The organism is Oceanobacillus oncorhynchi (assembly GCF_000821065.1).
GTDB lineage: Bacteria > Bacillota > Bacilli > Bacillales > Amphibacillaceae > Oceanobacillus > Oceanobacillus oncorhynchi.
The window spans coordinates 3876026-3896402 of sequence record NZ_CDGG01000001.1 but is presented as its reverse complement, the minus strand read 5'-3'; the positions used below and the strand labels follow the sequence as shown (position 1 = coordinate 3896402).

The following is a 20377-nucleotide window of genomic DNA, read 5'->3' as shown; positions in this document are numbered from 1 at the left end:
TTTAGTTTCACGCACATTAACTAATTCTATTTTATCTGTTTTACAATTTTTAAGCAATATTATATAGAAATTATTTTCATGTTTGTTTCTCGCAATAAATTTTCGTAGAATGGATCATTTCCAATACACACGACAGCGTCACAGATACTTTGAATTTCATCCATATCATGAGAGGTATACATAATCATTTTATGGTCAACCTTCGCTCTTTGTTTCAGATAACCAGCTATTTCTTTTTTGGACCGTAAATCAATACCCACGGTCGGCTCATCCAGCAGCAGCAATTCCGGATTATGGATCAGACTGATAGCCATGTTTAATTTACGTTTCATTCCGCCGGATAATGTATGAACAGGTTCATTCCATTTAAATAGCTCCATATCCTCGCAAAGCTTTTTTAATTCTTCTTTTGAGCGATGGACCCATGAAAGTTTTTCGAAAAACATCATGTTTTCCTTCACAGTCATGTCTTCCCACAAAGCAATATCTTGAGGGACAAATCCTACAATTCTGCGAAGCTGTTTTCGATTTTTTCCGTATGTCCATTCACCTAAACGTATACTGCCTGAATTTGCTTTAGAAATTGTTGCTAAAATACGGAGCAGAGAGGACTTTCCCGCGCCATTTTCTCCAACCAAACCGATGATTTCGCCGGATTCTACCTGGAAGGATACATTTTCAAGCACCTTCTTTTTTCCGAATGATTTAGATACTTTTTCAATTTCCAGCTGCATTGCCAAAAACTCCTTTCACATACCAGACGATGAGACAAATTGGTGCTATAAATGTCCAGCCGCTCCATATCTCTTCATAAACAATCTGTCTTAACGGGTTTGCATATGCAACCCAAGGGAAATGTTTATAAACCCCATCCATGGGTAATATAATTCCGCTGATGATTATCGTTACTAAAATAATCAAAACAGCAGTTATATAATAGGGGAGCAGCTTTTTAAAAGCTAATCCTGTCAAAAAAACAAGCATACAAACCGTTACACGAAAACTGACTAGATAAACTAATTGCGATATACTAAAGCCTTCGTCATATAAAATATGGAAAATGCCCCATGTCAGCATATCTAATACAAATAACCCCATACTGTAAAGAAGGAGGTTGGACAGCAAATAGGTTGGAAAAGAAAAACGATTAAATATGAAACGGATGCGGGTTGTTGCATTTTTTTCTTTTATCAGCCAATCAAATAAAAAGAAGGTAGATAAAAGTGAAAAAACGGACCATAAGCCCCATGGGTTTTGGAATAAAGAAAACCCTTCATCGGTTTCAGTGTCTTCTCCAAGCAAAGTGAAATTAGTGAAAATCAGATTCTCACTTTCTTCAATAGAATAAATTTCATTCATTATTTCATCAAAAGAGAGAATGGATGAACTGTTTAAAGCCTCCCCTAAATCCATAATGGTATATGCTGTTTTGGCTTTTCCGCTATCCTCTTGAACAAAGGAAGCAATCATTTCTACAACCGGTGTATAACCCATAGATAAATCTGTCTGGTAACTTGTAATCAGCCGGTTGCGCTGACCAGCCTGAATAGCATCTTCATATCCTTCTTCAATAATAAATGCACTATCCAGCTCATGCGTCGCTACCATTTGTCTTGCTTCTGTTTCATTCTCTATGTCTACTACACGAATGAGATCGGAGGAATCGAGCTTTTCTCTTAACTGCATTGCCATCTCTGTTTCTTCCTCCAGTATAACTCCAACTGGAATCGAGCTTTGGTTTTGAATAAGCTCTGTACCAGAAAGAAGCAGCCAGGTGAAAAGGATAGGTGAGATTGCCCAAAATAATATAGATACAAGCTGCTTTTTCAAATGCAGCCAACGTGTCGTCAGAATATCCATCATATGCTTCTGCGCTCCTTCCAGCTTAAAAGTCCCAGCAGTATAAATAACAAAACTCCAATTAGCAGAAGGCTGGAAGTATATTCGGCATAATGTCTCCCGTTAAGTACAATTTCCTGAAGCCAGTAAAGACTGTTATAAGCATAAGAGTAGGGAAGATAATCCTGAACTCCTAATGGAAAGTATAGCGTCGGAATCAGTGCGCCGCTAAATATTATCAAAATGGATGTAAATAATATCTGTGTGAGCAGTCTTAATTTTAAAGAAGAAATAAGCACTTCAAAAATGGCCAAACAGATAATAAACCCAACTTGATACAAAATAATAAGTATGAAAGAGCGAACAATATTTTCTTGATTCAGCTCTATATTTAAAAAAGAAAGTAATGCCCAAAAGGACAGACAGGCTAACATAAGGGAGAGTACGAGCGTAACCATTATCTTAGCGAGCATTTGCCTGAGCTGTGTAGCTCCATACAAACGAATACGCTGACTAATCAATGCCGGATTTTCTTTTGTGAAAAAATAATATAACGAAAAGAGCCAGAGACTGCTGATAATAAACCAGCCTCCCAAGCTAAAATAAGCAACAGGGGAGGAACTTGCCTGATTGGACAAGGTTCGTTCCCTTATGACCTGGTCTCTGCCGACAGTATACATTAAAAACTCTTGGAACTGCTCGAAAACAAAGTCATTTCTTTCTTCATCGTCCATTTCAAATTGTTTTGCATAATAATTGATTGCCAGAATATTAGCTTGCGAGGAACGAATGTGACGGACAACGCTCTGCAGCGTTTCATTCATCATGTAGCTTTCCAGCAGCTGTTTTTTATTGCCGACGATGGGAACTTCCACAGAGTATCCTTGATATAAATCCTGAATAAAGCCTTCCGGAAAAGCGATATATGTACTTAAATTGTTTAATTCAATCTGTTCAATAGCTTCTTCCTCGGATAATTGATTGACTTCTAAAAAATCAATAAAGCCTGAGGACTGTTCTAATAATTGCACCATCATTTCTGTTTCTGTTGAATTATCTAAATCAACTAAACCTAATTGGATGGCTTCATTTTCATCCTGGGAAAAAAAACTGACAACAATCACCATCATAAGACCCGCCAACGCAAGCGGAAATATGAAAAGAAGAGGAAGTGAATACCACTTCCTCTTAAGCTGCCGTATATGATTTTTGATAAAAAGCCCAGTTTGCTTTAGAAAAATCATGATCATGCACACTCTTTTCTTTCTAATTCAGTCTTTCAAATACTGGCTTAGAGGCCAAACTGCATTAACCATTGTTCAAGCTGACTGCTGAAGTCACCTTCGAAGTATTGCTGCAGTTCTTCGGCAGACATGGCGCCGAGGTCAACGACATTTGATGTATCAACACCTTCTACCGCATCGATAACTGCACCTTCAGAATTAATGTCCATGGAAACATTTTCAACATATCCAGGGAAATCTAATGCAATATTATTGTTTGAGCTCATTTGGTCGCCATCGTAGGTAGAGTCACCAGTCCAGCCAAGATTTATTGTTTCATTTTCTACTGTGAATTGCAGTTGACGGTCAAAATCACGAGTAGACCCATCTAACGATTCATCGCCAGTATACGTACCAGCGAATTCAACTGGCATGTAGCCATCGTCAAATGAAAAGCTAAAGTTAGCATTATCTGTTACAGAGTCTCCAGTTCCTTGGAAATCTCCATCGAACGCCATCGTTACATCTTCAGATCCATCGCCCATTGTTAATGTATGGTCAAAATAAATCTGATCATCATTAAATAATTGGCCGCCGGATAAATTGAAAGTAACAGGATCTTCGTTTTCAGGTGCTAGACTGATAGAGAAGTCGCGTTGGACAACTTTATCATCAGATACCCAAAGTGTAGATTGGACGCCATCAGGGAATTGGAAGTTTTCTACTGCTTCAATGCCTTGATCCATGGCGCTGTCAAATTCTCCTAATACTTCATCAATCTGCTGTTGGAAGACTTCGGGGTCTTCTAATGGAGTGCTTCCAGCTCTTTCAAGCTGATTGCTTAAAATTTCCTGAAACTGTTCGTCACCTTTCATTTTTTCTAAAACAGAAGTGATTAGAGATTTAAATTGATCTTCAGAAAGATTCATCGTGATTTTCTCAGCGCTGATTGAATCACCATTTACTTCTACGTCTTCATTTTCACTTTCAAATGCATCGTCTGGAAGCTCATCATAAATGAACATGACATATTCATCCTGAAGGTATTCTTTCTCTTCATCTGTTAATAGCTGACCATCATTTTCAAACATCAGCTCTTCAATTCCTAGTTGCTCATTGCCTGTGAATGTGTAAGGATCTATTTCAGCCAATACACTGCCGATATCCTCATCAGAAATCTTAAGTACTTCTTCCAGGAAAGGAAGTTCTGCATACACATCAGAGCCTTCTACATAACCTGCCAGCCCATCGAAGTTCATGCCAGCAACATTTACGGATAATTCCGTAGAAGCCTGATTGTTTTCCATATCTGTCTCTGAATGGAATGCAAGCTCAGCGTTTGAAAGCATCGCTGCAATTTGCGGGTCTATATAGCCTTGATTTTCAAGTCCTTCCAGGTTTAAACCGAGGCTCACGTTTTGGGAAACAGGATTTTCCATGGATTGTTCATACCAATTATATTCATCCTCATATCGTGTTTCCATAAAATCTTGCAGTTGTTCAATTGAATTTTTCTCAGCTTGGAAATAGGTTGCTTTAGGTGTAGATGTTGTTAGGAAAAATGCAGCTGCACCACCGCCGGCGAGGACGATTACAGCAATAATAATAGCAATAATTCCTTTTGAAATTCCTTTTTTCTTTGGTTGTTCCTCATTATTTTCTACCAAAGTTCATGCTCCTTTCTTGAAACTATATTTGCGCAATTTGCACAATTTAGAATGGTCAATAAAAGCTCAGCGTATGTAGTTTTGCCAGGCTACTGTATCTTTTTCATACTATAAATTATATTCATCAGCTGAGAATTAGAATCAAAAATTTATACGATGAAAAATGACCCTAACCTGTTATAACATTAAAGAAATAAGTAGTCAATCGGTTTCAAGCCTTGGTTCTTAAGACTAAATATCGACTGAGCTTGATTTCCTATTCCCTAAATAGGATAAAAATAAACAGGCTGGAAGCAGTTTTTGTCAAAACATGCTGTCTTTTATTCTACTATTTTCTACGGAACGAAACAGGAAAAGGTTTCAAAGTTTGCTAAATTTGTCGAATTATATGTTTTAAAAATCAAGTGGTGTTCTTGTTTTTTCTCGAAAAAACAAGAAAGTATATAAAAAATGCTGAATATATCCGCTCCAATGGGTTTCATTGAGGGAGTAATCTTCAATGTTGTCAGGTTCATACGACCGCTGCGACGGGTTATGGTGGGGTGAGTAATCGCAACCCCAGAAAAACACTACGCTTTCCATAGGCCCCGAGCTCATCTCCTTTAAAGAAGACTTGCTGATTGGCAAGCCGACAGGCGCAGACAGAAGCAAAGTCGCACTTATGCCCTGCGGGTGAAAAGAAGACTTGCTGATTGGCAAGCCGACAGGCGCAGACAGAAGCAAAGTCGCACTTATGCCCTGCGGGTAGAAAAAAAGAAGTACGCTTTTTTTCTGCGGGGTCTTCCCACTGGGACTGCGATTACTCGTCCCACCGAAAACCATTGCGATTACTCGCCCCATCAAAACCGTCACTAGAATTTGCGTTATTTCCTTGTAAAATAGCAAATAAAATATAATTCCACTTAGATGGGAGCGGATGTTGTCGACTCCTGCGGGAAAAGCAACAGGTAGACCTGAGCAGGAAGCGTTTTTCTTACCGTGCGGCTGAACGTTGCCCGCGGAAATCGACTTCCCGCAGCGGACATCTCTTTGGCAAGAACACCGATATTTTAAAGACCAAGCGGTATTATTGGTTTTTCTTAATGGATTAAAATTTTTGAAACATCCTAAAAAGCATGCCGGCTTCTCATTCAGAGAGCGGCATGCTTTTTAGGATGACATAATAAAGATATAACTGATGTCAATTAGGATAAATCGCTTTGAATTCCATCCTCTAAGGAAGATATCATTTCCTGTTTTTTACTTTCATCTGAATGATTCCAAATCAATTCAAAAAGAACCCCGAGACCAGGAAGCATTTTTTCTTCTCCATTATTAATGGCATCCACAATGGTTGCTTCTAATTGTTCTTGATTATTATTTGATATGTTAGCGTAAATTGCTTTACGGATATTTAAATCCATTCCTGTTCACTCCTTTAATTGTGATATTAAAAGTAGTTTGACCATAAGTTGTGAATTTATGTATGATGTAGTTAGAATTTAAAATTGGATAGGATGAATAAAGTGATTACATCTGTGAAGAATGAGAAAATAAAGGGTTTAAAAAAGCTGCACCAAAGAAAATATAGAAAGCAAATGAATGCATTCTTGGTTGAAGGGGAGCATTTAATAGAAGAAGCGCTGACGAGCGATTGGGAAGTAAAGGAGCTTATTGTTTCCGAAGAGGTTGCTGTGCCGGATATGGCAAAGCATCTTCCTGTTACTGAGGTCACCAAACAGGTGTTTAAAGAACTTTCTTTTACTGCTTCGCCTCAAGGGATGATGGCTGTCGTTGAAATAAAGAAAGAAGAAGCAGTGAACGGAGAGGTAGTTGTTTTATTGGATGCAGTCCAAGACCCGGGGAATGCAGGGACAATCATACGTACTGCGGACGCTGCGGGTGCAGATGGAATTATCCTTGGCAGCGGTTGTGTCGATTTGTATAATGATAAAGTGATTCGTGCCACACAAGGGTCCATTTTCCATTTACCAATTATACATGCTGATCTGGAAGAGAAGCTGTTGCGGCTGAAAGAAGCTGATTACCGTGTTTGGGCTACAGCATTAGAAAAAGCGGAGAATTACAAAGATCTCCCAATCCCGCAAAAAACAGCGCTTATTTTTGGGAATGAAGGAGCCGGCGTAAAGGAATCCTTGTTGGAAAAAGCGGATGAACGGGTAACCATTCCCATCCTCGGAAAGGCAGAATCATTAAATGTCAGCATCGCAGCAGGCGTGTTGCTATATTATTTAAAGAATTAACCTTGCAATGCAGCGATAATTTTTCTATAATAACTGTAATACATCATAAAGTAAATGATACGTTCTTTTGTTATGAAAAGAACAAACAACTAAACGCAATGAAAGAGCAAGTAACTGCCTGTATAAATGATTTAGGGAGGAGATGCCTTGACTGGAAGCATTTCTATCATGTCGGCAATTACGTTTCACTCTGGAGCGGACACTTGGACCATATCAAAATGTAAAGGTGATTCGGACGCCATCCGTTATGAGGCAAGAGTTGGATTGGATAGGTTTATCCAGTCAACAAGGGTGGTACCGCGACCATATAGCTTCGTCCCTTTTTGGGAGACGGGGCTTTTTTATGTTTAAAAAAGTCCATCAAACACAGGAAATGATTAAAAGGAGGTATTTCGGACGATGAAAGAAGAATTGCAGGCGATAGAGCAGGAGGCTCTCGCAGCTATTGAAAAGGCAGAAAACAGCCAGGCTGTACAGGAGATGAAAGTGAAATACTTAGGAAAAAAAGGTTCTCTGACGACCGTTCTTCGCGGTATGGGAAAGTTATCAAAGGAAGAACGCCCGGTTATCGGCGAGCTTGCTAATAATGTTCGGGAATCCATTACAGAGGCATTGGAAGCTAAAACAGAAAAATTAGAAAGAGAAGCTTTAAATGAGCAGCTGGAAACAGAAACCATCGATGTGACACTGCCTGGAAATCCGGTTCATGTCGGCGGCAGACATTTATTAACAAGCATTATGGAAGAAATTGAGGATTTGTTTATCGGCATGGGCTATGAAGTGAAAGAAGGGCCCGAGGTAGAAACAGATTATTACAATTTTGAGAAATTAAATTTACCGAAAAACCATCCGGCGCGGGATATGCAGGACACCTTCTTTATTACAAATGAATTGCTTTTGCGTACACAGACCTCACCTGTGCAGGCACGTACGATGGAAGCATATCAAGGAAAGCGCCCAATCAAGATGATTTGCCCGGGCAAGGTGTATCGCCGGGATACGGATGATGCGACACATTCTCATCAATTCAGACAAATCGAAGGGTTAGTAGTAGATAAAAATATTACCTTGAGTGATTTAAAAGGTACATTAGATGTGTTTGCGAAAAAAATGTTCGGGAAAGACCGCGAAATCCGTTTGCGTCCATCTTTCTTCCCATTTACAGAGCCCTCTGTTGAAATGGATGTATCCTGTAAGGTTTGTAATGGAAAAGGGTGCTCGGTTTGTAAGCATACCGGCTGGATTGAAATCCTGGGCGGCGGAATGGTCCATCCACGTGTATTGGAAATGAGCGGTTATGATTCCACTGTTTACAGCGGGTTTGCATTCGGAATGGGACAGGAGCGCATTGCGATGTTGAAATATGGTGTGAACGATATTCGTCATTTTTACACCAATGATGTCCGTTTCTTATCACAATATCATCAAGCGTAAGAGAAGAAGGAGGAGAGTACATGCTTGTTTCATATAATTGGTTACGAAACTATGTCAATTTAGATCATGTAACACCAGAAGAATTAGCAGAAAAAATAACACGATCCGGGATTGAAGTAGAGGGAGTGGAATATCTGGCCCCTGCTGTAGAAAATATTGTCGTGGGATATGTGAAATCCTGTGAGAAGCATCCGGATGCAGATAAATTAAATCTTTGTCAAGTAGACGTCGGGGAAGAATCCCTGCAAATCGTCTGCGGGGCGCCGAATGTTGGAGAGGGTCAGAAGGTTGCTGTTGCAAAACCTGGGACTAAGCTTCCAAATGGGATGAAAATCAAAAAAGTTAAGCTGCGCGGAGTGGAATCAAATGGGATGATTTGTTCCCTGCAGGAGCTCGGATTGGATGAAAAATACATTCCTACCGACGTCGCAGAAGGGATTTTTGTTTTTCCAGAAGATGCAGAGGTTGGTACACCTGTACAGGAGCTGTTAAATCTAGATGATGCGGTGTTAGATTTAGATGTTTTAGCGAACCGTCCAGATGCATTAAGCATGCTTGGTGTAGCGTATGATGTAGCAGCTGTTTTAGATCAGCCAATCCATTTACCAGATGAAAACCTGAATGCAGATGAATCTATCCAGGCTGAGGATTATATTGATGTGAAAATTGATTCCATTGAAAATAACCCATATTACGGAGCATTTGTTATAAGAGATGTGGAAATTAAGCCGGCGCCACTATGGATGCGGAATTATTTAATGGCATCTGGTATCCGTCCGATCAACAATGTTGTAGATATTACTAACTTTGTATTATTAGAGTACGGACAGCCGTTACACGCGTTTGACTATGACCGGTTTGGCTCCAAAGAGGTCGTTATCCGACAAGGAAAAGAAAACGAGACAATGATTACCTTAGATGATCAGGAACGTCAATTAAATGAGAAGAATCTTGTTATTACGAATGGCAAAGAGCCGGTTGCTTTAGCCGGGGTCATGGGTGGCGCAGATTCTGAGGTGACCGATGAAACCACGAATATCCTGCTGGAGGCTGCTTATTTTGATGCCGCTTCTGTTCGCCATACGGTCAAACAGACCGGCCTGCGCAGTGAATCCAGCACGCGTTTTGAAAAAGGGGTTGACCCAAATCGCGTGAAACGCGCCGGTATCCGGGCATGCAGTCTGCTTCAAAAATATGCTGGCGGAAAAGTAGCAGCTGGTGTTGTAGAAGTAGATGAATTGGATAAATCGGAGAAGTCTGTGACCATTACAACTTCGAAAGTGAACCAGCGATTAGGAATGGAGTTAGATGAAAAAGACGTGACCTCTGTCCTCGCACGGCTGCAATTTGAATTCAGTAAAAATGGAGAAGAAATTGTTGTTCAAGTTCCAACGCGCCGTCTGGATATATCTATTTTTGAAGATATTTTAGAAGAAGTTATTCGTATTTATGGTTATGATCATCTGCCATATACGATTCCGCAAGGCTGGGTACAGGCAGGAGGATTAACAGATGTCCAATTGCTGCAGCGGGAAATCAAAAATTACTTATCCAGCGCCGGATTGATGGAAACATTAACCTACTCCTTAACAAATAAACAGGATGCATCGCGATTCCTGACACCTGATATGGAGGAAGGGACTGCTAATACAGTCGGTTTAGCAATGCCGATGAGTGAGGAGCACAGCCATCTCCGCCTAAGTCTTATTCCAGAGATGCTTCGCGTACTCCAGCATAATGTAGCGAGAACACAAACAGATTTAGCGTATTATGAAATTGGAAAAGTATTCATTTCTGAAGAAGAGCAGATAACCAAACAGCCGATTGAGAATTTGCATGTTGCCGGCGCGTTAACTGGTTTATGGCATAATCACCCATGGCAGCAAGAGAAGAAGCCGGTTGATTTTTATGTAGCAAAAGGAATCGTGGAAGGCTTATTCGCACATTTAGAATTAGATGTTACCTTTGTACAGACTAAAATGGAAGATATGCACCCGGGACGTTGTGCAGAAATCAGATTAAATGGCAAAGGAATCGGCTATGTCGGCCAAATTCATCCGCTTGTTGCCAAAGATTTTGATGTAAAGGAAACCTATGTTTTTGAAATAAATCTGGAATCTGTATTTTCTGTACATCAAGCAACACCTTCCTTTACGGATATTCCGCGTTATCCATCTGTAACAAGAGATATCGCCTTTATCCTGGATAATGATGTTCCTGCTGGAGAGGTTCAGGCAGTGATTAAGGAAACAGGAGCTCCGTTAGTAAAAGAAGTCTCTATATTTGATGTATATCAGGGAGAGCATATGGAAGAGGGCAAAAAATCTGTAGCTTATCGTCTTCTGTATCAGGACCCAAGCCGTACGTTGAAAGATGATGAAGTGGAGACATCTTATCAGGCGGTTGTTGAAAAAGTAAATAATCAATTTGGATCGTATGTCCGTTCCTGATCATGATATAAAAAGCCGCTGGCACAGATTTTGAAGCTGTGCCAGCGGCTTTTAGCGTAAATAGACTTGATTTATTTATCAGGATTTACCGTCAAAGAAAGCTGCCAATTAACAGGAGTCAGATTTTCCTGCTTTAAAATAGCGTTTGTTTTTGAAAAGTGACGGCACCCGAAGAAACCCCGGTGTGCAGATAAAGGGCTTGGATGTGGCGCTTTTAAAATATAATGCTTATCGGTATCGATCAACTCTATCTTCTTCTGTGCTGCTGCGCCCCATAATAAGAAGACAACCGGGTGATCCTTCTGATTTAAAGCATCAATTACTTGATTCGTGAACCGCTCCCAGCCTTGATTTTTATGAGAATGTGCTTGATGTGCCCGGACAGTCAAAACATTGTTAAGCAAGAGCACCCCTTGATCAGCCCATTCTTTCAGATAACCATGGGAGGGAATCTTGAAATCAACATCAGCTGCCAGCTCTTGATACATATTTTTTAAGGAAGGAGGCACTGGCACACCAGGCTGTACGGAAAAGCTCAGGCCATGTGCCTGATTAGGGCCGTGATAAGGATCCTGACCTAAAATGACGACCTTCACTTCCTGGAAATCTGTAAAGCGAAGAGCATTAAAAATATCGTACATATCCGGATATATCGTGTGAGAACCGTATTCTGTTTTTAGAAATTCCCGCAAGTGTTTATAGTAGTCTTTTTCAAATTCTTGCTCTAAAACTTGTCCCCAATCGTTTTTTAAAGGTATATTCATTGTAGCACCTCATTTAGTGTAAATATTTCTTTGCTTTATTTGTATTGGCAAAATGAAGCTTAGCAACATGTCCCAGCTGCTGTTCGCCATGAGCTTTTATATAATTGGCTGCTGCCTTATCCACTTTACCGGACGCACCTTTTGGTAAGGTAATGCCTGCTTCTTGGGATAATTTATCCATTGCTGTTACGAACCGGGCTCTGGCTAAAATAGAAGCAGCAGCAACATTAATTGAATGGCTTTCTGCTTTTGTAATAAAAGTAGTTTTTTCATGAAGCTTTAATGCTTCTGATTGCAGATAGCGTTTGTAAACGGCAGGCTCACAAAATTGATCAATGACGATTCCATCATAATCTGTACCATCTAATTTTTTAATTAATTTGTCAATGGCATGATGATGCAGCATTGCTTTCATCTTCCCCTGCGACCAGCCTTTAAGCTGCAGGCGATTATATTTCTCATTCTCCAGTTTAAGGATGGTATATGAAATAGGAAGCTGTATGATCTCTTGTGCAATACGGTGGATGGCGTCATCTTTTAAGTGTTTGGAGTCTTCCACACCCAGCTGCTTTAATTGAACTTGCTGCGCTTTGTCTGCAAAAACAGCCGCAACGGTTATCGGTCCAAAATAGTCGCCGGTTCCTGACTCATCGGACCCTATATGACTTTTTTGAAAAATAGCTGTGTCCACACTTGAAGAGGGCTTCGCTTTAGCTGCTTGTGTCGAAGCAGATGCATCCTTCCATTGGGTGCTTTCCTTCTCTGGCTGGCTGCCCTGAAAGAGAACCTTCCCAGAATGATATGCTGTGATGACAGCATAAGGTGTTTTTGCCCGGAAAACAGCCCCCTGCGGTGTTTTTTGTAAGTAAGTATGATAATGCTTTTTCATTTGTTTGATTTTATCAGCAGATGTTGTTAATACTTCTTGGCCCAAAGCTTCATTCCTCCAATCATCGGATACCTAAGACTATAGCAAATATAACGGGATTTTGAAATACTTCTTTTTCCGCAAAGTTCATGTTAATATATACTAGAATCAACGTTACACAGGAGGAAGTTAAAATGACAGACAATGAAAAACAGCGCGTAACAGTTGAAATATACAATCGGACATACCATGTTATCGGAACGGAATCAGAACGCCATGTTCAGCTAGTGGCTAATTTAGTTGATCAAAAAATGAATGAAATTCATGATGCCAATAAACAATTAGATACAGCCAGCTTAGCAGTATTAACGGCTGTGAATACAATGAACGATTATTTAAAACTAAAAGAGGATTATGCAACACTTTTAGGTTCATTACGAAAGAAAGAGGACTAACAAACATGATTAACTTAATTATAATTATTCTTCTATTATTTGGGATTATGATGGGATTAAAAAGAGGATTTGTTCTTCAGCTATTTCATTTAACAGGGTTTATTGTTGCTTTTATTGTAGCAGTAATGTACTATAACCCGGTTGCAGAAAGACTTTCCTTATATATTCCTTATCCAGACCTCTCAGGTGATGGAGCCTGGTCAGCGTTTTTAGAAAACCTGCCAGTCGAATCGGCATTTTATAATGCGATTTCCTTTGCGCTTATCTTTTTTGCGGTGAAATTTATTCTGCAGATTATTGCTTCTATGCTGGATTTTGTGGCGGCAATACCCATCATCAGCTTTATCAATAAAATTTTAGGAGCCGCGCTGGGGTTTGTTGAGATATATCTCATCAGCTTCATTATTTTATATATCCTGGCGTTAACGCCTGTCGGCGGAGTGCAGGAAGCAATCCAAGGTTCTTCTCTGGCAATGCGGATTATTGAACAGACACCATATTTCTCAGATCGTATTTTTGAATTATGGTTTAACTTGACAGAATCTCTGACCAAATAATATAACAGGTCATTAGCAAGTATAGAAAGCAAAACTGACTCAAACTAACATGGATAGCTTGAGTCAGTTTTATCACGGCATGAGTGTCCGTAATTCGCCCTAACTATATATGGAACAATTATTTTAATATGTATGGGCGAAAACGGTCACTTCATCTCCTGATTAACTAACCTTCCGTGGAAAAGGAAAAATCTCCACGGAAGGAAGTTTCGTTTTATGTAAATAGTGACAGAATAGGGTGAAAGAAAATGAATAAGAAAGATATCATTCGTTTGCTGGAGAATATAGCTGTTTATATGGAGCTGAAGGGAGAAAATCCATTTAAAATAAGCGCTTATCGAAAGGCTGCGCAAGCGATTGAAACGGATGACCGCAGCTTAAATGAGATAGATGACTTTACAAAGATGAAAGGGATTGGAAAAGGAACTGCAGCAGTAATTACCGAGTTTATCGAAGCTGGACATTCAGAAACCTTAGCGGAATTGGAGAAAGAAGTACCGGCCGGGCTTGTACCGTTATTAGATTTGCCAGGTTTAGGCGGGAAAAAATTATCCAAGCTCTATCAGGAGCTGGGCGTCATAGATGCGGAAACGTTAAAAGAAGCTTGTCTGTCTGGAAAGGTAGAAGAGTTACCTGGATTTGGAAAAAAATCTGTAGAGAAAATCGTTGCAGCAATCGAGGATGCGGGGAAGAGACCGGAACGGCTTCCGGTAGCAATGATGCTTCCGATTGCTGAGAAGATAGAAGCTTACCTGGAGGATATTCCGGGTATTGTCCGTTACTCTCAGGCAGGGAGCATCCGGCGTATGCGTGAAACTGTAAAGGATCTTGATTTTATCATTGCTACGGATGATGCAGGCGAGGTAAAAGAAGCTTTAATCGCACTGCCTTCTGTCAAAAATGTTATTGCAAGCGGAGATACAAAGGTTTCTATCACTTTAGAAGAAGCTTATGATATCAATGTTGATTTTCGTATGGTTTCTGACGGGGAATTTGCTTCTACTTTACATCACTTTACCGGTTCAAAGGATCATAATGTAGCTATGCGGCAATTGGCAAAGTCGCGCGGTGAAAAAATCAGTGAATATGGTGTAGAGGTGGAAGAAACAGGAGAGACGCTCCAGTTTGAAACGGAAGAAGCCTTTTTTAATCATTTTGATCTGCATTTTATTCCTCCGGAGGTTCGTGAAAATACAGGAGAAGTAGACCTGTTTACAGAGGAACAGAAATTAATCCGGCTATCCGATATTCGCGGAGATTTGCATATGCATACCACCTGGAGTGATGGAGCACAGTCTTTAGACGAAATGGCTGAAAAGGTAAAAAGTATGGGCTATTCCTATATGGCGATTACAGACCACTCTAAATACTTGCGCGTAGCAAATGGATTAAATGAAGAACGCCTTCGTAAGCAGCGTCAGGAAATTAATGCATTAAATGAAAAGTACGCTGATTTCCATATCTTTTCGGGTGTGGAAATGGATATCCTGCCAGATGGCAGCTTAGATTTTGAGGACGACTTTCTTAAAGAAATGGACTTTGTTATTGGTGCGATACATTCCAGTTTTCAACAATCGGAAGAGGAAATCATGCACAGGCTGACTAACGCCTTAGAAAATCCATATGTTTCGATTATTGCTCACCCGACAGGAAGACTAATCGGAAGAAGAGATGGATATAAAGTGAACCTGGAAAAATTGATTGAAAAAGCAAAAGAAACAAATACCGCATTAGAAATTAATGCTAATCCCAATCGCTTAGATTTATCCCACGAATGGGCTAAAAAAGCGCAGGAAGCAGGCGTAAATCTTGTCATTGATACTGATGCGCACAACTATCAGATGCTTGAGCATATGCAATATGGCGTAGCTACAGCCCGAAAAGGATGGATCAAACCGTCCACGGTAATCAACACATGGACAAAAGAAGAATTAGCCGCATTCTTTAACCAGGGGAAATAAGTGAGCCAGTGTTCTCATACGGAAACTGGCTCAAAGCATAGATTTTAATTTTTAATAAAAGAGGGGTTAAAATGAACGAACGTGTATTAAAAACGCTTGAATTTCACCGCCTTGTTGAAAAGGTTCGTGATCAAGCAGAAACCTCTATAGGAAAGGATTTAGCATCTAAGATACAACCCAAGTCGACGCTTGATGAAGTGGAGGAACTCCAAGCGCAGACAGACGAAGCCGTTCAAATTTTCCGGCTGAATAAAGTGATTCCTTTAGGTGGTATATCTGATATACGACCGAGTGTGAAACGCAGTGCAATAGGGAGCATTCTTTCGGCGGATGAGGTTTTACGCATTGGGGATACGTTATATGGAGGCAGACAGGCCAAAAGTTTTTTAGAACAGGTCGAGGATGTAGAAATACCAATTCTTCAATCTGCCGCAGCAAATATTATCGCAATCCGGGATTTAGAACAGCATATTAACAGCTGCATCGATGATCATGGCCAGATAATGGATGGTGCTTCATCAGCTTTACGTTCTATCCGCAGCTCTATACGGACATATGAAAGCAGTGTCCGCAGCAAGTTAGAAAGCTATACACGCTCTAACAGTAAAATGCTTTCCGATTCGATTATCACGATTCGGAATGATCGTTATGTTTTGCCGGTAAGACAGGAATACCGTGCTGCCATTGGCGGAATTGTCCATGATCAGTCATCATCCGGTCAGACATTATTTATGGAGCCAAAAGCGGTAGTGGATATGAATAATAAATTACAGGATTTATTTTCTAAAGAAAAACAAGAAATAGAACGGATTTTAAAGGAACTCAGCAGGCACATCGCTTCCTATGAACAAGAGCTTTTAAATAATGTCTATTGGCTTTCGGAAATTGATTTTATCAGCGCCCGGGGAAAACTTGCTCAAAAAATGCATGCGGTAAGACCTAAAATGAATATACATGGTTATATAAAGATGCAGCAGGCAAGACACCCATATATTCCAGATGATCACGTTGTTCCAAATGATGTGGAAATGGGCCAGGACTATCAGGCAATTGTTATTACAGGACCAAATACAGGCGGAAAGACGGTTACTTTGAAAATGGTTGGGCTTTGTACATTGATGGCTCAATCGGGTTTACAGGTACCCGCACTCGATGGCTGTGAAATGCCGATATTTGATGAGGTTTTCGCTGATATAGGTGATGAACAGTCGATTGAACAAAACCTGAGTACCTTTTCCTCTCATATGACAAACATTGTGGAAATTATGAAGCATGTCACGGATCAGTCGCTGGTTTTATTTGATGAATTAGGCTCTGGTACAGATCCGCAAGAAGGAGCTGCTTTAGCAATGTCGATCCTGGATGAGGTGCTTTCTAAAAATGCAAGTGTTATTGCGACGACCCATTATCCGGAATTAAAAGCTTATGGATATAACCGGACGCAGGTGGTCAATGCTTCTGTAGAATTTAATGTAGAAACATTGCGGCCGACCTACCGGTTACTAATTGGCGTTCCAGGACGAAGCAATGCATTTGACATTTCGAAGCGGCTAGGGCTTGACGGAAATATCATTAATCAAGCGAAGCAGCTGATTGGTGTGGATTCTCACCAAGTAGAAAATATGATTGCTTCCTTAGAACAATCCCATACAGAGGCAGAGCGAGACTATGAAAAAGCGCATCAGGTACTGGAAGAGAGTGAAAAACTGCATCAAGAATTAACAAAAGCAATGAACCGATGGGAAGATAAGAAGCAAAAGATTTATGAAAAAACGGAAGAGAAGGCTGAAAAAGCGTTGCTGAAAGCGCGTCAGGAAGCAGAAGAAATTGTGCAGATGATGCGCAATATGAAAGACCAGTCTGGCATGAAGGAACATGAGTGGATTGAAGCCAGAAAGATGCTTGACGAGGCAATGCCGAATCTAAGCAGGGATAAATCAGCTGTCCAGCCTGAGAAGAAACAAGAGCAGAGCGAGCTGAAGCCGGGAGACGAGATTAAGCTGCTCACCGTAAATCAGCTCGGCGAGGTTGTTGAAAAGGTAAATGACAGGGAATATATGGTGCAGGTCGGCATTATGAAAGTAAAAGTAAAACGGTCTGATTTAGAGCTTGTCAAGAAGAAGAAAAAGAAGCAGGCTGAGCCAGTGGCCACGGTTAGAGGCAATAATCAGCATGTGAAAACAGAATTGGATTTACGCGGCGAACGTTATGAGGACGCGATGCACAAGCTGGAGAAGTATGTGGATGATGTATTGCTATCCGGTTACGCTCAAGCATCTATTATTCATGGGAAAGGGACTGGCGCCTTGCGAAAGGGTGTTCAGGAATTTGTGAAGCGGCATCCGCATATTAAAGGCTCAAGGTCAGGCGAAGCAGGAGAAGGCGGAAGCGGCGTTACAGTTATTCGCTTTGAATAAGTAATCGAATTAAATGTTTTGTAAGATCGGAAAAAGGGATGGATTTAATATTGGCAACAAATCCCTTTTTCCAAATGAAGGAGCGAGAAAAATGGAAGGCTTTTGGGAAAATATTTTAGTAATCACTGCAGCGAGGTATAGTGTATTTATTTTATCCACTCTGCTCTTTTTAGCAATTGCTGAACTGGTAACCTCCTATAAAAACTGGGAGGAAATAAAAAAAGGGAATCTGGCCGTTGCGATGGCTACCGGAGGAAAGCTATTCGGCATAGCCATGATTTTCAGATTCTCCATTGAGCATAACGATAGTTTAATGGTATCGATGGGCTGGGGGATTTTTGGTTTTGTATTATTAATAGCAGGATATTTATTTTTTGAATTTTTAACTCCATTTATGAAAGTGGATGAAGAAATCGGCAACGGCAATAAGGCTGTCGGCTTTATCTCGATGGTCATCTCTGTCGGGTTAGCCTATGTTATCGGAGCAAGCATCGTTGGTTAGGAGGGCAATGAGTGATATTTGAACGTTTAGCAAAAATATTAATGGCAGTTGGAATTATTTTTTTCATCGTAGGATTGGTTTATTTATTTCTCTAAATATTAGATAATATTTTCAAAGTTAGCAATTAACCGTTATAATAGGTATAGACTAAATTGAAGGAGGAATGATTTATGTTGGAAAAAAGGGCTTGGCATGATCGCTACCCTGAGGATTTACCTAAAACACTGGAATATGATAAGTGCGCTCTGTATCAATATTTAATTGATGCGGCGAAGCATCACGGAGAAAAGAAAGCGCTTTACTTCATGGGTAAGGAGATGACTTATAAAGAGCTGTATAAAGAGGCGAAAAAAACAGCGAATTATTTGCAATCTATTGGAATCAGAAAAGGAGACAGGGTTGCTATTTTTTTGCCAAATACTCCTCAAACGGTGATTAGCTACTATGGTATCCTGATGGCAGGAGCAATAGCTGTTCCAACAAATCCGCTTTATACGGAAAGAGAATTGATTTTTCAAATGAATGATGCGCAGGCTAGAGCAATTATTTGTTTAGATATTTTACTTCCGCGTGTAAACAGCGCCCGTTCACATACGACATTAGAGCATGTTATTGTAACCGGCATCAAGGATTATCTTCCTTTCCCTAAAAATATGATTTATCCATTTATACAGAAGCGAGAATACAATTTGGTGGTGAAGGTAGAGCCCAGCAATGATACCCATGTATGGAAAAAGATGATGGAGCACTCGGTTGCTGATTATTTAGAATCCCCTATTAATCCGGAAGAAGACCTTGCACTTTTACAATATACCGGCGGGACAACAGGCAGTCCTAAAGGAGTAATGCTGACGCATTATAATTTAAGTGCCAATGTGCAAATGTGCGAAACATGGCTTTCGCGCAGCGAAGAACAAAAAGGTCAGGATGTAGTTCTAGGTATTCTTCCATTCTTCCATGTATACGGGATGACAGCTGTGATGAACTTTGCGATAAAAAAAGCCTCCAAGATTATTCTGATACCAAAATTTGATGCGGGTGACTTATTAAAAGTAATAGATAAACAGAAACCTAATCTTTTTCCAGGCGCCCCAACGATTTATATCGGTCTGTTAAACCACCCGGAATTAGAGAAATATGATTTATCCTCTATAGATGCGTGTATTAGCGGGTCAGCCCCATTGCCAGTTGAGATTCAGGAGCGCTTTGAAAGAATTACCGGTGGAAAGCTGGTTGAAGGATATGGATTAACAGAAACTTCCCCTGTAACACATGCAAATTTTGTATATGCTGAACGTATTAACGGCAGTATCGGCGTCCCTTGGCCGGATACAGATGCTAAAATTGTTCAAATGGGTGAAGCGGGATTAGAAGAAGTTCCGGTTGGAGAAATCGGCGAAATCGCTGTAAAAGGACCGCAAGTAATGAAAGGGTATTGGAATAATGAAGAAGAGACGGCGAGTACCCTGAAAGATGGCTGGCTTTTGACCGGCGATTTAGGATATGTTGATGAATCCGGGTTTTTCTATGTCGTGGACAGAAAGAAGGATATGATTATTGCAGGCGGTTTTAACATTTATCCAAGAGAAATCGAAGAGGTTTTGTATGAGCATGAAGCTATCCAGGAAGCGGTAGCAGCAGGTATACCGGATCCATACAGAGGAGAGACAGTAAAGGCTTATATTGTGTTGAAAGAGGGAGCGGCTCTTACGGAAGAAGAGTTAAATGAATATGCAAGAAAACATCTCGCAAGCTACAAAGTCCCGAGAATTTATGAATTCCGTGATGAATTGCCAAAAACAGCAGTCGGGAAAATCTTAAGAAGAAAACTGATTGACGAAGAGAAACAGAAACAAGAAGCAGCATCTGTTTGAGCCTCGTGCTCTTTTTTTCTTTTCCAAAGCAGCTTGACAGGTAATTTAATTAAGCAGAGAATCGGAATGTATTTATATCGAAAACGTTTTAAATAAAACAGCTTTTCATTGACATTAAACTTC

18 protein-coding genes are annotated in these 20377 nt (G+C 40.3%); 10 read left to right on the top strand and 8 right to left on the bottom strand.

The features are described from left to right. Window positions 1–59: 59 nt before the first annotated feature. From BN997_RS18645 to sspI, 6 genes are all read right to left on the bottom strand, one after another. Window positions 60–734: an ABC transporter ATP-binding protein gene (locus BN997_RS18645; RefSeq protein ID WP_042534478.1), complete on the bottom strand. Its 675-nt coding sequence runs from the start codon at window positions 732–734 to the stop codon at window positions 60–62. Beyond that, window positions 718–1863, bottom strand: coding sequence for an ABC transporter permease (locus BN997_RS18640; RefSeq protein ID WP_042534476.1), 1146 nt, complete (start codon window positions 1861–1863; stop codon window positions 718–720). Before BN997_RS18640 ends, BN997_RS18645 begins: the two co-directional genes overlap by 17 nt. Continuing rightward, complete coding sequence (locus BN997_RS18635) at window positions 1860–3083, bottom strand: ABC transporter permease (RefSeq protein ID WP_042534473.1); 1224 nt, start codon at window positions 3081–3083, stop codon at window positions 1860–1862. Before BN997_RS18635 ends, BN997_RS18640 begins: the two co-directional genes overlap by 4 nt. 47 nt (window positions 3084–3130) lie before the next feature. Beyond that, the gene (locus BN997_RS18630; RefSeq protein WP_042534472.1) at window positions 3131–4729 is read right to left on the bottom strand and encodes a DUF6583 family protein; all 1599 of its coding nucleotides are present in this window, start codon (window positions 4727–4729) and stop codon (window positions 3131–3133) included. A 393-nt stretch (window positions 4730–5122) separates the two neighbouring features. After that, a complete protein-coding gene (locus BN997_RS18625; protein WP_139089142.1) occupies window positions 5123–5551 on the bottom strand; it encodes a hypothetical protein in 429 nt (142 codons plus the stop codon). Window positions 5552–5913: 362 nt separating this feature from the next. Beyond that, window positions 5914–6132, bottom strand: a complete 219-nt coding sequence (sspI, locus tag BN997_RS18620) for a small acid-soluble spore protein SspI (protein ID WP_042534468.1) — start codon at window positions 6130–6132, stop codon at window positions 5914–5916. A 102-nt stretch (window positions 6133–6234) separates the two neighbouring features. Here sspI and BN997_RS18615 point away from each other — a divergent pair, with 102 nt between their 5' ends. From BN997_RS18615 to pheT, 4 genes are all read left to right on the top strand, one after another. Beyond that, window positions 6235–6972, top strand: coding sequence for a TrmH family RNA methyltransferase (locus BN997_RS18615; RefSeq protein ID WP_042534465.1), 738 nt, complete (start codon window positions 6235–6237; stop codon window positions 6970–6972). 147 nt (window positions 6973–7119) lie between these two features. Continuing rightward, the gene (locus BN997_RS18610; RefSeq protein WP_042534463.1) at window positions 7120–7323 is read left to right on the top strand and encodes a hypothetical protein; all 204 of its coding nucleotides are present in this window, start codon (window positions 7120–7122) and stop codon (window positions 7321–7323) included. A 48-nt stretch (window positions 7324–7371) separates the two neighbouring features. After that, entirely contained in the window at window positions 7372–8406 is a 1035-nt protein-coding gene (gene pheS, locus BN997_RS18605; protein ID WP_042534461.1) for a phenylalanine--tRNA ligase subunit alpha, read from the top strand. Window positions 8407–8426: 20 nt separating this feature from the next. Then, window positions 8427–10856 (top strand): phenylalanine--tRNA ligase subunit beta, encoded by a 2430-nt coding sequence (gene pheT / locus BN997_RS18600; protein ID WP_042534459.1) that lies wholly within the window; start codon window positions 8427–8429, stop codon window positions 10854–10856. Between the two features lie 71 nt (window positions 10857–10927). Here the strand turns inward: pheT and BN997_RS18595 are convergent, their stop codons facing one another. Beyond that, entirely contained in the window at window positions 10928–11620 is a 693-nt protein-coding gene (locus BN997_RS18595) for a uracil-DNA glycosylase (protein ID WP_042534457.1), read from the bottom strand. 13 nt (window positions 11621–11633) lie between these two features. After that, window positions 11634–12554, bottom strand: coding sequence for a ribonuclease HIII (rnhC, locus tag BN997_RS18590; protein WP_042534455.1), 921 nt, complete (start codon window positions 12552–12554; stop codon window positions 11634–11636). Between the two features lie 128 nt (window positions 12555–12682). Between rnhC and zapA the strand changes: the two genes are divergently transcribed. The 6 genes from zapA to BN997_RS18560 all read left to right on the top strand — a co-directional run bounded on the left by zapA (window position 12683) and on the right by BN997_RS18560 (window position 20254). Next, window positions 12683–12943, top strand: a complete 261-nt coding sequence (zapA, locus tag BN997_RS18585) for a cell division protein ZapA (protein WP_042534454.1) — start codon at window positions 12683–12685, stop codon at window positions 12941–12943. A 5-nt stretch (window positions 12944–12948) separates the two neighbouring features. Further along, window positions 12949–13500, top strand: coding sequence for a CvpA family protein (locus BN997_RS18580; RefSeq protein WP_042534452.1), 552 nt, complete (start codon window positions 12949–12951; stop codon window positions 13498–13500). A 248-nt stretch (window positions 13501–13748) separates the two neighbouring features. Beyond that, complete coding sequence (polX, locus tag BN997_RS18575) at window positions 13749–15461, top strand: DNA polymerase/3'-5' exonuclease PolX (RefSeq protein ID WP_042534450.1); 1713 nt, start codon at window positions 13749–13751, stop codon at window positions 15459–15461. A gap of 71 nt (window positions 15462–15532) precedes the next feature. Next, on the top strand, window positions 15533–17878 hold the full coding sequence (locus BN997_RS18570) for an endonuclease MutS2 (RefSeq protein WP_042534448.1): 2346 nt from the start codon (window positions 15533–15535) through the stop codon (window positions 17876–17878). 91 nt (window positions 17879–17969) lie between these two features. Beyond that, window positions 17970–18380 carry a DUF350 domain-containing protein gene (locus BN997_RS18565; protein ID WP_042534446.1) on the top strand — a complete coding sequence of 137 codons (411 nt, stop codon included), beginning with the start codon at window positions 17970–17972 and terminating at the stop codon, window positions 18378–18380. A gap of 170 nt (window positions 18381–18550) precedes the next feature. Next, window positions 18551–20254, top strand: a complete 1704-nt coding sequence (locus BN997_RS18560) for a long-chain-fatty-acid--CoA ligase (RefSeq protein WP_042534444.1) — start codon at window positions 18551–18553, stop codon at window positions 20252–20254. Window positions 20255–20377 lie beyond the last annotated feature (123 nt).

Coding starts and splice junctions, on each gene's coding strand:
- BN997_RS18635 (WP_042534473.1), bottom strand. CDS start 3,083: ATGATTTTTCTAAAGCAAACTGGGCTTTTTATCAAAAATCATATACGG.
- BN997_RS18595 (WP_042534457.1), bottom strand. CDS start 11,620: ATGAATATACCTTTAAAAAACGATTGGGGACAAGTTTTAGAGCAAGAA.
- BN997_RS18565 (WP_042534446.1), top strand. CDS start 17,970: ATGGAAGGCTTTTGGGAAAATATTTTAGTAATCACTGCAGCGAGGTAT.
- zapA (WP_042534454.1), top strand. CDS start 12,683: ATGACAGACAATGAAAAACAGCGCGTAACAGTTGAAATATACAATCGG.
- BN997_RS18570 (WP_042534448.1), top strand. CDS start 15,533: ATGAACGAACGTGTATTAAAAACGCTTGAATTTCACCGCCTTGTTGAA.
- polX (WP_042534450.1), top strand. CDS start 13,749: ATGAATAAGAAAGATATCATTCGTTTGCTGGAGAATATAGCTGTTTAT.
- pheT (WP_042534459.1), top strand. CDS start 8,427: ATGCTTGTTTCATATAATTGGTTACGAAACTATGTCAATTTAGATCAT.
- BN997_RS18645 (WP_042534478.1), bottom strand. CDS start 734: ATGCAGCTGGAAATTGAAAAAGTATCTAAATCATTCGGAAAAAAGAAG.
- pheS (WP_042534461.1), top strand. CDS start 7,372: ATGAAAGAAGAATTGCAGGCGATAGAGCAGGAGGCTCTCGCAGCTATT.
- sspI (WP_042534468.1), bottom strand. CDS start 6,132: ATGGATTTAAATATCCGTAAAGCAATTTACGCTAACATATCAAATAAT.
- BN997_RS18640 (WP_042534476.1), bottom strand. CDS start 1,863: ATGATGGATATTCTGACGACACGTTGGCTGCATTTGAAAAAGCAGCTT.
- BN997_RS18625 (WP_139089142.1), bottom strand. CDS start 5,551: ATGGTTTTCGGTGGGACGAGTAATCGCAGTCCCAGTGGGAAGACCCCG.
- BN997_RS18560 (WP_042534444.1), top strand. CDS start 18,551: ATGTTGGAAAAAAGGGCTTGGCATGATCGCTACCCTGAGGATTTACCT.
- BN997_RS18580 (WP_042534452.1), top strand. CDS start 12,949: ATGATTAACTTAATTATAATTATTCTTCTATTATTTGGGATTATGATG.